The organism is Burkholderia sp. Bp9140, assembly GCF_003853425.1.
Classification (GTDB): Bacteria; Pseudomonadota; Gammaproteobacteria; order Burkholderiales; family Burkholderiaceae; genus Burkholderia.
Genome location: NZ_QTPQ01000008.1, coordinates 135,684 through 149,916 on the forward strand (window position 1 = coordinate 135,684; position 14,233 = coordinate 149,916).

Genomic DNA, 14,233 nt, shown 5'->3' on the forward strand with positions numbered 1-14,233 from the left:
CCCATCCTCTTTCTTCTGCAAGGAATCCACGATGCACCTCGGCGTTTGCTACTACCCCGAACACTGGCCGCGCGAACAATGGGACCGCGATGCGCGGCGGATGGCCGAACTGGGCCTGACCCGCGTGCGGATCGCCGAATTCGCGTGGAGCCGGATGGAGCCGGAGCCCGGCCGCTACGACTGGGCGTGGCTCGACGAAGCGATCGATACGCTCGCCGGCTGGCAGTTGAAGATCGTGCTCGGCACGCCGACCGCCGCACCGCCGAAGTGGCTCGTCGATCGCCATCCGGACATCCTGCCGGTCGGCGCGGACGGCGCCGTGTGGCAATTCGGCTCGCGGCGCCATTACGACATCGCGAACCCCGTGTATCGCGAGCACTGCGTGCGCATCGCGGACGCAATGGCGCGGCGCTACGGCGCGCATCCGGCGGTGATCGCATGGCAGACCGACAACGAGCTCGGCTGTCACAACACGCTGCCGAGCTACACGCGTGCGGCGCGCGACGGCTTTCGCGCGTGGCTCGCGGTGCGCTACGGCGATATCGGCGCGCTGAACCGCGCGTGGGGCAACGTGTTCTGGAGCATGGAATATCGCGGTTTCGACGAAATCGAACTGCCGCGCCATACGCCGACCGATGCGAATCCCGCGCACCTGCTCGACTTCCGGCGCTATCAGTCCGACGAGGTCGCGCGGTTTCATGCGGCGCAGGTCGAGGCGATCCGTCCGCACGCGCCGGGGCGCGACGTGCTGCACAACTTCATGGGTTTTTTCACCGAGTTCGATCACTACGCGTTCGCGCGCGGCGGCCTCGACGTTGCCGCGTGGGACAGCTACCCGGTGCCGCGCACCGAAGTGCTGCCGCTCGACGAAGCCGACAAGCGGCGCTGGGCCCGCACCGGGCATCCCGACGTGTCCGCGTTCTCGCACGACCTGTATCGCGGTGTCGGCAACGGCCGGATGTGGGTGATGGAGCAACAGGCGGGACCCGTCAACTGGGGGCCGTACAACCCGGTGCCGCACGCCGGCGCGGTGCGGCTGTGGACGTGGGAAGCGTTCGCGCATGGCGCGGAGCTCGTGTCGTACTTCCGCTGGCGGCAGTATCCGCATGCGCAGGAGCAGCTGCACTCGGGGCTCAATGCACCGGACGACCGGCTGTCGCCGGGCGGCCACGAAGTGGCGCGCGTCGCGCGCGAGCTGGCCGCGCTGGATCCCGCGCTCGTCGCCGGCGCGCGCGAGCCGGCCCGCGTCGCGCTGCTGTTCGATTACACGGCCGACTGGATGATCCGGATTCAGCCGCACGGCGCCGACTTCGACTATCAACAGCACGCGTTCGACTGGTATCGCGCGCTGCGCGAACTGGGGCTCGACGTCGATATCGTCGCGGCCGATGCCGACGTGTCGCGTTATGCGCTCGTCGTCGCGCCGACGCTGCCGGTCGTGCCGGATCGCGTCGTCGCGCAGGCCGCGCGCGGGAACGCACACTGGCTGTTCGGGCCGCGCACGGGGTCCCGCACCGCGGACTTCGCGATCGTGCCGGGCCTCGCACCGGGCAAGCTGCGCGACGTGCTGCCGGTGCGGATCGGGCAGGTCGAGTCGCTGCGGCCGTCGCTCGCGCCGCGCGTCATGTTCGACGGCGTCGACGGCCATGCGCTGACATGGCGCGATCACGTCGATACGGAATCGGCGGCCGGTATCGACGTGCTCGCCGCATGCGACGACGGCGTGCCCGCGCTCGTGCGGCGCGGCCGGGTGACGATGGCGACCGCCTGCTTCGATCGCCCGCTGTTGCGCGCGATCATCGGCCGCTGCGCGCGCGAGGCCGGACTGCCGGTGCGCGCGCTGCCGGACGGCGTGCGCTTGCGCCGGCGCGGGCGCGTCGTGTTCGCGTTCAACTACGGCGACGCACCGTGCCCGCTGCCCGCGCCGGACGGTGCGCGCTTCGTGCTCGGCGGTCCCGGACTCGGCGCGGTCGACGTCGCCGCATGGGTCGAGCCGGACTGACGCGATGCGGTCATTGCAGTCGCCGCGGTTGCATTTCGCGCGCCTCGCGGGGATCGCGCATTTCGTGCCGCTGTCCGCGGCGGCGCTGATGCTCGGCATCGCGATGTCGTTTACCGCGCCATACCTGTCGCTGTTCGGCGTGGAGGCGGCGGGGATGTCGCCGTTTCTCGCGGGCATCTTCATGACGCTGATCGCGGCGAGCGGTGTCGTCGCGAGCACCTGGGCCGGGCGTTGGTCGGATCGCCGCGACCGCCACCGGCCGCTGCTCGTCGTATCGCTCGCGGCCGCCGCGCTCGGCTTCGCGCTGCTGTGCGTGCTGCGCGCGCACTGGCCGGTGATCGCGGCCGGCACGATCCTGCTCGGTGCGGGCGCCGTGTCGCTGTCGCAGATCTTTGCGTTCGCCCGCGCGGTGCTGCCGGTCGACGACGATGCGCAGCGCGAGCTCGCGTCGGCCGCGCTGCGCACGATGCTGTCGGTCGCGTGGGTGTTCGGTCCCGCGCTCGGCGCGCTGATCCTCGCGCAGAGCGGCTTTACGGGGCTCTTTCTAGCGGCGTCCGCCGGCTTTGTCGGGTGCGCGGCGATCGTCGCGCGGATTCCGGAGCCTGCACAAAGGCCGGCGGCGGTTCATGTGAGTGCGGTCGAGCGCGCTGCGGCGCTGCCGGCCGATGCGGCGGCTGTCGTCGTCGCGTCGCGCGCGACCGTGCGGCGAACCCTCGTCGCGCTCACGCTGATGGGGCTTGCCGCGAACGCGACGATGATCGTGCTGCCGCTGTTCATCGTGCGCGGACTCGGCGGCACACCGACGAATGTCTCGGCCGCGCTGGGCCTTGCCGCGCTGCTCGAGATTCCGATGATGCTGTGGCTCGGCATCCGTTCGACGCGACTCGACAAGGCACGCTGGCTGACGGCGTGCGCGGCCGTGCATGCCGCGTATTTCATCGGGCTCGCGGCGGTGACACAGGTGGGCATGATCCTGCCGCTGCAACTGCTGAGCGCCTGCGTGGTCGCGATCACGTCGTGCCTCGGGTTGACGCGCGTCTGCGACCTGATGCCCACGCGCCCCGGCACCGCGACTGCGATGTTCTTCAGCACCGCGCGTGTCGGCTCGATCGCGTCGGGCGTGCTGTCGGGCGCGTGCGTCGACCTGTTCGGCTATCGCGCGACGTTCGCGGGGTGCTGCGGGCTTGCGCTCGTCGCATTCGCGCTGCTCGCCCGGGACGCGCGCGGCGAGCGGGGCGGTGCGCGTGATGCAAGCGGCACGACGGCGTCTGCCCGACGCCGCTTCGATACACCGCACTGACGCGGGATGCGCCGGTGCGGTGATGCCGTGATGGCGTGATGCCGGGAATGCGTCAGCGCCGGCGGTACGCGTCGAGCGACGACAGCGCATTGCCGTGGAAGTCGAACAGCGTGTTGTTGTCCCACTGATCGCCTGCGCCGACCTTCCAGCCGACACCCGGCGTCGGGATCCATTCCGGCTCCCACCAGAACACGCCCTTGCCGCGCTTGCCGGGCACACCCTTCACGATATCGACGACCGCCGCGAGGAACTGCGCCTGGCCGGCAGGCGACGGCGGGAACGGGGTCGAGCCGGTGTTCGTCATCGCGTTCGGTTCCGAGTCGCCGTCGCTGGTGGTCCACGGATACGCGGTCTCGACGACGATCAGCTCCTTGTCGTAACGCACCGCGAGGTCGTTCGCGTTGTTGCGCAGGTCGTCGAGCGAGCCTTGCCACTGCGGGTAATACGACAGGCCGATCACGTCGAACGCGACGCCGCGCTGCGTCGCGCTGTCGAACCACCAGCGGCTTTTCGCGTTGTCGCCGCCGCTGTCGATATGCAGCATCACCTTGATGCGCGGATCGACGGCCTTCACCGCGTCGCGGCCCGTCTTCAGCAGCTGCGCGAGGTTGTCCCACTGGTCGTAGCGGCCGAGCGGCCACAGCATGCCGCCCGTGATCTCGTTGCCGATCTGCACCCACTCGGGCCGCACGCCGGCGCGCTGCAGCTGGCGCAGCACGTCGGTCGTATAGGCCGACAACAGCGCGCAGGTGTCGGCGAGATTCTTGCCGGCCCACGCGTGCGGCGGGTATTGCTTGCCGGGATCGGCCCACCAGTCGCTGTAGTGGAAGTCGATCAGGATGCGCATGCCGAGCGCGGCCGCGCGTTTCGCGAGTGCAACGACATGGGCCGCATCGTTGTAGCCGGTCGCGGCGCTCTGGTTCGCGGGGAAGAAGTCCGGATTGCCGGGATCGTTCCAGACCTTGATGCGGATCGAGTCGACGCCATGCGCGTGCAGGATCTTCAGGCAGTCGCGCGGCTGCCCGCGCTCGAAGTACCGCGCGCCGTGCGCCTCGAGCTCCGGCAGCGTCGACACGTCGGCGCCCATCGCGAACGGCGCGCCGCCCGCGGTGCGCGCGACGCCTTGCGCGACGGCCGGCAGCGCACCGGCCAGGTCGACGCATGCGAGCGCCGCGGTCGAGACACTCCAGCGCAACATCGATCGTCTGTTCATTGTCATCCTCCATCCAGTGTCGGGCCCGGTCGATCGATCGCGAGATCGCGGGCCTCGGTAGTTTAAGCGCTTAAATTTTCGGCCTCGACATGAGGCCGGAACGAGCGTAGCGCAGCCGCCGATGCCTGCGCAAAGATCGCGTGCGTTGCCTACTATCTGGCGATGGGGCGTGCGGATGACGGGACGTCGAGGGGACCGGATTCGCTCGCGGTTCATGCGCCGAAGCCCGGCGCGAGGCGGCAATGATCGTGTGCGGCGGATGCGTGACGACGGCCTGCCGGAACGGCCGCGTGCAGGGCCCGCGGCGCCCCGAGCCGAAGGGGGGGCCGCTACCCGCGCACGCCGACCCGATACCGCGTCGTCTGGCGATAGGTGTCGCCCGGGCCGAGGATCGTTTCGTCGCGCAACGTGTCCATGTTGACCTGGTTCGGAAAGAACCCGGCTTCGACGCACAGCGCCGCATGCTGCACGCACGACACACCGCCGCTGGCACGCACGCCGTCCAGGTAGTTGCCCGTATAGAGCTGCAGCCCGCGCTGATCCGTCGACACGGCGAGCTCCCGACCGCTTTCCGGGTCGTAGATCGATGCGACGGGCCGCACGCCGCGCCCAGGGTCGCGCAGCACATAGCAATGATCGAAGCCGCGCCCGCGCGCGAGCTGGGCATGCGGCCAGTCGAGGCGGGCGCCGATCGGCGCGCTCTGCCGGAAATCGAACGCGGTGCCCGTCACGTCGGCCGTGCCGGTCGGGATCAGCGCGTCGTCCACTTCGACGAATGCGTCGGCATCGATGTGCAGCAGATGGCCGCGCACGTCGCTGCCCGCGCGTCCGCTCAGGTTGAAGTAGCTGTGATTCGTCAGGTTCAGCGGAGTCGGCGCATCGGTCCGCGCCGCATAGTCGATCGTCAGCGTGCCGTCGTCGTCGAGCGTGTAGCGTACCTGGACGCTCACGTTGCCCGGGAATCCCGCATCGCCTTCCGGCGAATCGAGCCGCAGCGTCAGCCCGCCGCGCTCGTCGATCACGTCCCAGCGCGCGCGATGAAAGCCGCTCGCGCCGCCGTGCAGAAGGTTGCCGTTCTCGTTGCGGTCGAGCGGGTAGTCGATCCCGTCGAGCGTGAAGCGCGCCCCCGCGATCCGGTTCGCCCAGCGGCCGACCGTGGCGCCGAGGTAGGCACCCGATTCGACGTACTCTGCCGGCGTGTCGTGGGCCAGCACGATATCGGCGAAGCGCCCGGTGCGATCGGGGGCGAGCCATGAGACGACGGTCGCGCCGAGATCGCTGACGACGACGCGCATCCCGTGCGCGTTGCGCAGCGTGTAGCGCCGCACCGGATCGCCGCCGGGCAGCACGCCCCACGGCTCGGAGGCGATTCGGGCGACGTCGGCTGCCGGGCGGGAAGAGTCGGTATCGATATGCATGAGTGGGTTCGCTCGTGGGCGGTGAATTCAGTGGGCGGGCGTGGTGCGTTCCTGGTATTCGCGCGGGGTGCAGCCGAGCTCGCGGCGGAACACCGCATACATGTACTGCAGCGACGTGAAGCCGCAGCGGATCGCGACTTCCGCGCTCGACGCATTGCGGCTCGCAAGCAGCGCCTGGGCGGCCTCGAGCTTGTGACGCAGGATTTCCTGGTGCACGGTGCGCTGCAGTTCGCGCCGGAAGTGCTCTTCGAGCAGCGAGCGCGACACGCCGACATAGTCGGCGACCTGTTCGGTCTTGATCCCCTGGCACGCGTACTGGCGGATGAAATGCCGGGCGCGCATCACGTGCGGGCTCGCGAGCGGCTGGTGGCGGGTCGATTCGAGGACGTTGATGCCGACCGGCGGCACGAGGATGCGCTGCCCGGGAAAGCGCGCGCCGCGCAGCATCCGGTGCAGCAGGTGCGCGGCGGTGCGGCCCATTTCCTCGGTGCCCTGGATCACCGACGACAGCGGAATGCGCGTCAGCGTGCGCGTGAGCGGATCGTTGTCGATGCCGATGATGGCGACCTGTTCCGGCACCGCGATGCCGGCGATCAGGCACGCCTGCAGCAAGTGGCGCGCGCGCGCATCGGTGACCGCGATCACGCCGACGGGTTTCGGCAGCGCATGCAGCCAGCCGATCAGTTGCTCGATCGCGTGATTCCAGCCCGACGCGCTCGTCGACAGCCCGCGATAGATCGGCGCATCGAGCCCGTCCGCGCGTGCGAGCCGGTCGAACGCGCGCTCGCGCTGCTGCGCCCAGCGGTTCTCCTGCGCGACCGGCAGGCTGTACATCGCGAAATGCGCGAGCCCCGCGCCGATCAGGTGCGTGTACGCGAGCGACACGAGCTTCGGGTTGTCGGTCGCGATATAGGGGACGTCGTCAGGATACTGTGCGGGATCCTCGTACGACGAACCGACCGCGACGATCGGCAGCCGCGAACCGGCGAGCGCGTCGGCGACGGCCGGATCGTCGAAGTCCGCGATGATGCCGTCGCCGTCGAAGCGCTCGATGCCGGCGAGCCGGCAGCGGAAGTCGTCTTCGAGAAACAGGTCCCACACGACGCGCGTCGTGTGCAGGTACTGGCCGATGCCGCTGATGATCTCGCGGTCATAGACCTTGTTCGCGTTGAACAGCAGCGCGATGCGGTGCGGTGTCTGGGCGGAAGGGGCGCGGGTCATGTCGGTCTCGGGGCAAGCGCCGCCAGGGCGCCGTGCCGTTGTCTCCGGGCGCGCGCCCGGGGCGGCGGCGCGCGATCGTCTGGTGTCCGGCGATTGTAGGACGGAACGCGCGCCGCGCGAGCGCGGCTGGCAAGAAACATTAAGCGTGCTGCGCAATTTCGCAATTGCCGGCCGGCGGGCGCGCGGGCACGATCCAGCCAGATCGAATTCGGCCGCGTGCGTCGTCACGACGCGCGTTGCGCCGCAACAAGACCCCGCACGGAGACGCCATGTCGTATTTCGAACACATTCCCGCGATTCGCTACGAAGGTCCGCAGTCGGACAACCCGCTGGCTTACCACCATTACGATCCCGAGAAGCGCGTGCTTGGCAAGACGCTCGCCGAGCATCTTCGGATCGCCGTGTGCTACTGGCACACGTTCGTATGGCCGGGCCACGACATCTTCGGGCAGGGCGCGTTCCGGCGGCCGTGGCAGCAGCCGGGCGACGCGCTCGAGCGCGCGCGGATGAAGGCCGACGCGGCGTTCGAGTTCTTCACGAAGCTCGGCACGCCGTTCTATACGTTCCATGACACCGACGTCGCGCCGGAGGGCGACAGCCTGCGCGAGTACGCGGCCAATTTCGCACGGATGGTCGACTATCTCGGCGAACGCCAGCAGGCGAGCGGCGTGCGGCTGCTGTGGGGCACCGCGAACCTGTTCTCGCACCCGCGCTTCGCGGCCGGTGCCGCGACGAACCCGAACCCCGACGTGTTCGCGTGGGCCGCGACCCAGGTGTGCCATGCGCTCGACGCGACGCACCGGCTCGGCGGCGAGAACTACGTGCTGTGGGGCGGCCGCGAAGGGTACGAGACGCTGCTCAATACGGACCTGAAGCGCGAGCGCGAGCAGTTCGCGCGCTTCCTGTCGATGGTCGTCGAGCACAAGCACCGGATCGGCTTTAACGGCGCGCTGCTGATCGAGCCGAAGCCGCAGGAGCCGACCAAGCACCAGTACGACTATGACGTCGCGACCGTGCATGGCTTCCTCGTGCAGTACGGACTGCAGAACGAGATCCGCGTGAACATCGAGGCGAACCACGCGACGCTTGCCGGTCACTCGTTCCATCACGAGATCGCGAACGCGTTCGCGCTCGGCGTGTTCGGCAGTGTCGACGCGAACCGCGGCGACGCGCAGAACGGCTGGGACACCGACCAGTTCCCGAACAGCGTCGAGGAGCTGACGCTCGCGTTCTACGAGATCCTGCGCCACGGCGGCTTCACGACCGGCGGGATGAACTTCGACGCGAAGGTGCGGCGCCAGAGCGTCGATCCGGAAGACCTGTTCCATGGCCACGTCGGCGCGATCGACGTGCTCGCGCTCGCGCTCGAACGCGCGGCGGTGCTGGTCGAGAACGACCGGCTCGACGCGCTGCGCCGGCAGCGTTATGCGCAGTGGGACGACGCATTTGGCCGCAAGATCCTGTCGGGCGGCTATACGCTGCAGTCGCTTGCGGACGATGCGCTCGCGCGCGGCGTGGACCCGCGGCATGCGAGCGGCGCGCAGGAGCGGCTCGAGAATATCGTGAACCAGGCGATCTACGGGCTGCGCTGACGCCATGTATATCGGACTCGATCTCGGCACGTCGGGCGTGAAGGCGGTGCTGCTTGACCGCGACGGCGCGGTGCGGGCGAGCGCGAGCCGCCCGTTGACGGTGAGCCGGCCGCGGCCGCGCTGGTCCGAACAGGCGCCGCGCGACTGGTGGGATGCCGCCTGCGGCGCGCTCGCCGCGCTCGTCGCTGAAGCCCGCGCGGCCGGCATCGATCCGCGCGACATCCAGGCGCTGGGGCTGACCGGGCAGATGCACGGCGCGACGCTCATCGACGCGCATGGCGACGTGCTGCGTCCCGCGATCCTGTGGAACGACGGCCGCGCGGATGCGGAGTGCGTGGAATTAGAGCGGCTCGCGCCTGCGCTGCGTACCGTGGCCGGCAACGTCGCGATGCCGGGCTTCACGGCACCGAAGCTGCTTTGGGTGCGCCGTCACGAGCCCGACGTGTTCGCACGCATCGCGCACGTGCTGCTGCCGAAGGATTATCTGCGCTACCGGCTGACCGGTGCGTTCGCAACCGATCCGTCGGATGCCGCCGGCACGCTGTGGCTCGACGTCGCGAAGCGCGACTACGACGACACGCTGCTCGCCGCGTGCGGGCTGTCGCGCGCGCAGATGCCGACCGTGTTCGAGGGCAATCGCGTGACCGGCACGCTGCTGCCGGCCGTCGCGCGCGCGCTCGGACTGCGCGAGATTCCAGTGGTGGCCGGCGGCGGCGACAACGCGGCCGGCGCGGTGGGCGTCGGCATCGTGCGGCCCGGCGATGCGCTGCTGTCGCTCGGTACGTCGGGCGTGTATTTCGCGGTGTCGGACGGATTTCGCGCGAACCCGGAATCGGCGGTGCACAGCTTCTGTCATGCGTTGCCCGATACGTGGCACCTGATGTCGGTGATGCTGAACGCGGCCGGCTGCATCGATTTCACCGCGCAACTGACCGGTTACGACGGCGTCGCGGCGCTGCTCGCGGATGCCGACGCGAACGCGCGCGACAGCCGCCCGTGGTTCCTGCCGTACCTGAGCGGCGAGCGCACGCCGCACAACGATGTGAATGCGAAGGGCGTGTTCTACGGACTCACGCCCGACACGCAGCGCGCGGATCTCGCGAACGCGACGCTCGAAGGCGTCGGCTTCGCGCTGCTCGACGGCATCGACGCGCTGCATGCGGCCGGGCTCGCGCCCGACGACATCACGGTGATCGGTGGCGGTTCGCGCAGCGCGTACTGGACGCAGATGCTCGCCGACCTGAGCGGCCGCGCGCTGACGCTGCGCGCGGGCGGCGAGGTCGGCCCGGCGCTGGGCGCCGCGCGCCTTGCGCGTCTCGCGCTCGAACCGGATGCATCGCTCGACGACGTGTGCCCGCAGCCGCCGGTCGTCGCGGTGCGCGAGCCCGACTTCGCGCGGCACGCGTGGTATCGCGACGCGCGGCGTCCGACGTTTCGCGCGCTTTACCGCGCACTCGAACCGGTATTTGCAGCGGGTGCGTGACCGGCCGTGCGCCGGTGCGGTCCCGTGTTTTGCAGTGACTCGATGCGGGCGGCCCCTTCCGGCGGCCGCCCGGCGTTCGTGAGGTGGTTCCATAACAAGGAGTGGAGACGATGAATTCCGTGACGCGTCGTACCGTATTGAGTTCCCTTGCCGGCGCCGCCGCGCTGGCGATCCTCGCGCTGGGCGCACCGCTCGCGCATGCGAGCAAGGACAAGCCCGAGATCGGCTTCTGCATCGACGACCTGCGCGTCGAGCGCTGGTCGCGCGATCGCGACTATTTCGTCGCGGCGGCGACGAAGCTCGGCGCGAAGGTGTCCGTGCAGTCGGCCGACGCGAGCGAGGCGCGGCAGATCTCGCAGATCGAGAACCTGATCTCGCGCGGCGTCGACGTGATCGTGATCGTGCCGTTCAATTCGAAGACGCTCGGCAACGTCGTCGCCGAAGCGCGGAAGGCCGGCATCAAGGTCGTGTCGTACGACCGCCTGATCCTCGACGCGGACGTCGACGCGTACATCTCGTTCGACAACGAGAAGGTCGGCGAACTGCAGGCGCAGGGCGTGGTCGACGCGAAGCCGAAGGGCAACTTCTTCCTGCTCGGCGGCGCGCCGACCGACAACAACGCGAAGATGCTGCGCGAGGGCCAGCTGAAGGTGCTGAAGCCGGCCATCGACCGCGGCGACATCAAGGTCGTCGGCCAGCAATGGGTGCCCGAGTGGAGCGCGTCGACCGCGCTGCGGATCGTCGAGGACGCGCTGACCGCGAACAACAACCGGATCGACGCGATCGTCGCGTCGAACGACGGCACCGCGGGCGGCGCGATCCAGGCGCTCGCCGCGCAGCACCTGGCCGGCAAGGTGCCGGTGTCGGGGCAGGATGCGGATCTCGCGGCGGTCAAGCGCGTGATCGCCGGCACGCAGACGATGACCGTCTACAAGCCGCTGAAGCTGATCGCGAGCGAAGCCGCGAAGCTCGCGGTCGATCTCGCGAAGGGCACGAAGCCGGCGTTCAACGCGCAATACGACAACGGCAGGAAGAAGGTCGATACGGTGCTGCTGCAGCCGACGCTGCTGACCAAGCGCAACGTCGACGTCGTCGTCAAGGACGGCTTCTACACCCAGGCCCAGCTCGCAAGCCAGTAACGGCACGACGGGAACGACGCACGCGGCCGGCCCTGCGGCGGCCGCGTGCTCACTGCGAGGCGATGAACGTATGACCGAACCCTTGCTGACGATGCGCGGCATCGTCAAGGCATTCGACGGCGTGAAGGCGCTCGACGGAATCGACCTGAGCGTGCGCCCCGGCGAGTGCGTCGGCCTGTGCGGCGAGAACGGCGCCGGCAAGTCGACGTTGATGAAGGTGCTGTCGGGGGTCTACCCGCACGGCACGTGGGATGGCGAAATCCGCTGGGAAGGCGCGCCGCTCGTCGCGTCCGGCGTGCGCGACACCGAGCGTGCGGGCATCGTGATCATCCACCAGGAGCTGATGCTCGTGCCCGAGCTGTCGGTGGCCGAGAACATTTTTCTCGGCAACGAGATCACGTTGCCCGGCGGGCGCATGCACTACGCGGAGATGGTGCGGCGTTCGAAAGCGCTGCTGCGCGAGCTGCGCATCGACGCGATCAACGTCGCGCAGCCGGTGATGAACTACGGCGGCGGCCACCAGCAGCTGATCGAGATCGCGAAGGCGCTGAACAAGCAGGCGAAGCTGCTGATTCTCGACGAGCCGTCGTCGTCGCTGAGTGCGGCCGAGACACGCATCCTGCTCGACATCGTGCGCGACCTGAAGCGTCGCGGCGTCGCATGCGTGTACATCTCGCACAAGCTCGACGAAGTCGACGCGGTGTGCGACACCGTGACCGTGATCCGCGACGGCCGCCATGTCGCGACCGAGCCGATGCGCACGTTGAGCACCGACCGGATCATCGCGATGATGGTCGGGCGCGAGATCCGCAATCTGTATCCGCGCGAGCCGCACGAGATCGGCGACGTCGTGCTGGAGGCGCGCAACGTGACCTGCCACGACGTGGCGAACCCGCGCCGCAAGCGCGTCGACGACGTGTCGTTCAGCGTGCGGCGCGGCGAGATCCTCGGTGTCGCCGGGCTCGTCGGCGCGGGCCGCACCGAGCTGATGCAGGCGATCTTCGGCGCGTATCCGGGCGCGAGCACGGCGACCGTGCGGATGAACGGCCGGCCGCTCGCGATCCGCTCGCCGGCCGATGCGATTCGCGCCGGCATCGCGATGGTGCCGGAGGATCGCAAGCGCCACGGGATCGTGCCGCAGCTCGGCGTCGGCCACAACATCACGCTGTCGGTGCTGCGCCGTTTCGCCGCGCGCGGGCGGATCGACGCGGCCGCCGAACTCGACGCGATCCGCACCGAGATGCAGCGGCTGTCGGTGCGTGCCGCGCATCCGTTCCTGCCGATCGCGAGCCTGTCCGGCGGCAACCAGCAGAAGGCGGTGCTCGCCAGGATGCTGCTGGCCGACCCGCAGGTGCTGATCCTCGACGAGCCGACCCGCGGCGTCGACGTCGGCGCGAAAGCGGAAATCTACCGCCTGATCTTTGCGCTCGCGAAGCGCGGCGTCGCGCTGATCGTCGTGTCGTCGGAGTTGCCGGAAGTGCTCGGGCTGGCCGATCGCGTGCTCGTGATCGGCGAAGGCGAGCTGCGCGGCGATTTCGTCAACGACGGTCTCACGCAGGAACAGATCCTCGGCGCCGCGCTGAAGCCCGCGCGGCGTCCGGCCGAACCCATTGCAGCGAGTGCGTCATGAATACCGAACTGTCTTCCTCTTCCGCCGTGCCGCCGGACGCCGACGCGCGCCGCGCGCACGGCCATCCGCTGCGCCAGGTCTTCGTGCGCTACAAGGTGCTCGCGCTGCTGTTCGCGGTCGCGGCGATCTGGGTGTTCTTCTCGGTGCTGACCGACGGGGCGTTCGTCACGCCGCGCAACGTGTCGAACCTGCTGCGGCAGATGTCGATTACCGGGATGCTCGCCTGCGGGATGGTGTTCGTGATCATCGCGGGCGAGATCGACCTGTCGGTCGGCTCGCTGCTCGGGCTGCTCGGCGGCGTCGCGGCGATCCTCGACGTCAATCGTCACTGGCCGGTCGCCGCGACGGTGCCGGCCGTGCTTGCGCTCGGCGTGCTGGTCGGGCTGTTCAACGGCTGGTGGTCGACTTACCGGCGCGTGCCGTCGTTCATCGTCGGGCTGGGCGGGATGCTCGCGTTCCGCGGCATCCTGCTCGGCGTGACGGGCGGCTCGACGATCGCGCCGGTGTCCGAGGGCTTCGTGTTCATCGGGCAGGGCTATCTGCCGCGCGCGGCCGGCGACGGTCTCGCGCTGCTGCTGTTCGCGCTCGTCGCGCTGCTGGTCATCCGGCAGCGCCGGACGCGGCACCGCTACCGGCTCGCGGTCGCGCCGCGGTGGCAGGACGTCGCGAAGGTCGTCGGCACCGGTGCCGTGCTGTTCGCGTTCGTCGCGACGCTCGATCGTTACGGCGGGATTCCCGTGCCCGTGCTGCTGCTGCTCGTGATGCTCGGCGCGTTCTCGTGGGTCGCGACACAGACCGTGTTCGGCCGGCGCATCTATGCAGTGGGTTCGAACCTGGAGGCGACGCGGCTGTCGGGCGTCGACACCGATCGCGTGAAGCTCGCGATCTTCGCGCTGATGGGGCTGATGTGCGCGTTCGCGGGCATCGTCAACACCGCGCGGCTCGCGGCCGGCTCGCCGTCGGCCGGCACGATGGGCGAGCTCGATGCGATCGCCGCGTGCTTCATCGGCGGCACGTCGATGCGCGGCGGGTCGGGCACCGTCTATGGCGCGCTGATCGGCGCGCTCGTGATGGCGAGCCTCGACAACGGGATGTCGATGCTCGACGTCGACGCGTACTGGCAGATGATCGTCAAGGGCGCGGTGCTGGTGCTGGCGGTGTGGATCGACGTGGTGTCGCGTTCGAACCGGCGGTGAGGGGCCGCGCGGGCGTGATCGCCGCTGGTCGAGGGGACG

The 14,233-nt window shown here is 69.6% G+C and carries 10 protein-coding genes; 7 read left to right on the forward strand and 3 right to left on the reverse strand.

Annotation, left to right across the window (positions count from 1 at the left end):
* Window positions 1-31: 31 nt before the first annotated feature.
* Together DIE21_RS09355 and DIE21_RS09360 are read left to right on the forward strand one after the other, a co-directional pair.
* Entirely contained in the window at window positions 32-2,002 is a 1,971-nt protein-coding gene (locus DIE21_RS09355; RefSeq protein WP_124497426.1) for a beta-galactosidase, read from the forward strand.
* A 4-nt stretch (window positions 2,003-2,006) separates the two neighbouring features.
* Window positions 2,007-3,302 (forward strand): sugar efflux transporter, encoded by a 1,296-nt coding sequence (locus tag DIE21_RS09360; RefSeq protein WP_124497427.1) that lies wholly within the window; start codon window positions 2,007-2,009, stop codon window positions 3,300-3,302.
* 52 nt (window positions 3,303-3,354) lie between these two features.
* Here DIE21_RS09360 and DIE21_RS09365 read toward each other — a convergent pair whose 3' ends face one another.
* The 3 genes from DIE21_RS09365 to DIE21_RS09375 form a co-directional block, all read right to left on the reverse strand.
* The gene (locus tag DIE21_RS09365; protein ID WP_124497428.1) at window positions 3,355-4,515 is read right to left on the reverse strand and encodes an arabinogalactan endo-1,4-beta-galactosidase; all 1,161 of its coding nucleotides are present in this window, start codon (window positions 4,513-4,515) and stop codon (window positions 3,355-3,357) included.
* 329 nt (window positions 4,516-4,844) lie between these two features.
* Window positions 4,845-5,933 carry an aldose epimerase family protein gene (locus DIE21_RS09370; RefSeq protein WP_124497429.1) on the reverse strand — a complete coding sequence of 363 codons (1,089 nt, stop codon included), beginning with the start codon at window positions 5,931-5,933 and terminating at the stop codon, window positions 4,845-4,847.
* 27 nt (window positions 5,934-5,960) lie between these two features.
* Window positions 5,961-7,154 (reverse strand): DNA-binding transcriptional regulator, encoded by a 1,194-nt coding sequence (locus tag DIE21_RS09375; RefSeq protein WP_124497430.1) that lies wholly within the window; start codon window positions 7,152-7,154, stop codon window positions 5,961-5,963.
* Between the two features lie 269 nt (window positions 7,155-7,423).
* Here DIE21_RS09375 and xylA point away from each other — a divergent pair, with 269 nt between their 5' ends.
* From xylA to DIE21_RS09400, 5 genes are all read left to right on the forward strand, one after another.
* Complete coding sequence (xylA, locus tag DIE21_RS09380; RefSeq protein ID WP_124497431.1) at window positions 7,424-8,746, forward strand: xylose isomerase; 1,323 nt, start codon at window positions 7,424-7,426, stop codon at window positions 8,744-8,746.
* A gap of 4 nt (window positions 8,747-8,750) precedes the next feature.
* Window positions 8,751-10,229 carry a xylulokinase gene (gene xylB, locus DIE21_RS09385; protein ID WP_124497432.1) on the forward strand — a complete coding sequence of 493 codons (1,479 nt, stop codon included), beginning with the start codon at window positions 8,751-8,753 and terminating at the stop codon, window positions 10,227-10,229.
* A gap of 110 nt (window positions 10,230-10,339) precedes the next feature.
* A complete protein-coding gene (xylF, locus tag DIE21_RS09390; protein ID WP_124497433.1) occupies window positions 10,340-11,368 on the forward strand; it encodes a D-xylose ABC transporter substrate-binding protein in 1,029 nt (342 codons plus the stop codon).
* Window positions 11,369-11,438: 70 nt separating this feature from the next.
* The gene (xylG, locus tag DIE21_RS09395) at window positions 11,439-12,998 is read left to right on the forward strand and encodes a D-xylose ABC transporter ATP-binding protein (protein WP_124497434.1); all 1,560 of its coding nucleotides are present in this window, start codon (window positions 11,439-11,441) and stop codon (window positions 12,996-12,998) included.
* Window positions 12,995-14,194 (forward strand): sugar ABC transporter permease, encoded by a 1,200-nt coding sequence (locus tag DIE21_RS09400; protein ID WP_124497435.1) that lies wholly within the window; start codon window positions 12,995-12,997, stop codon window positions 14,192-14,194. The genes xylG and DIE21_RS09400 overlap by 4 nt, the downstream gene beginning before the upstream one ends.
* Window positions 14,195-14,233: the final 39 nt, after the last annotated feature.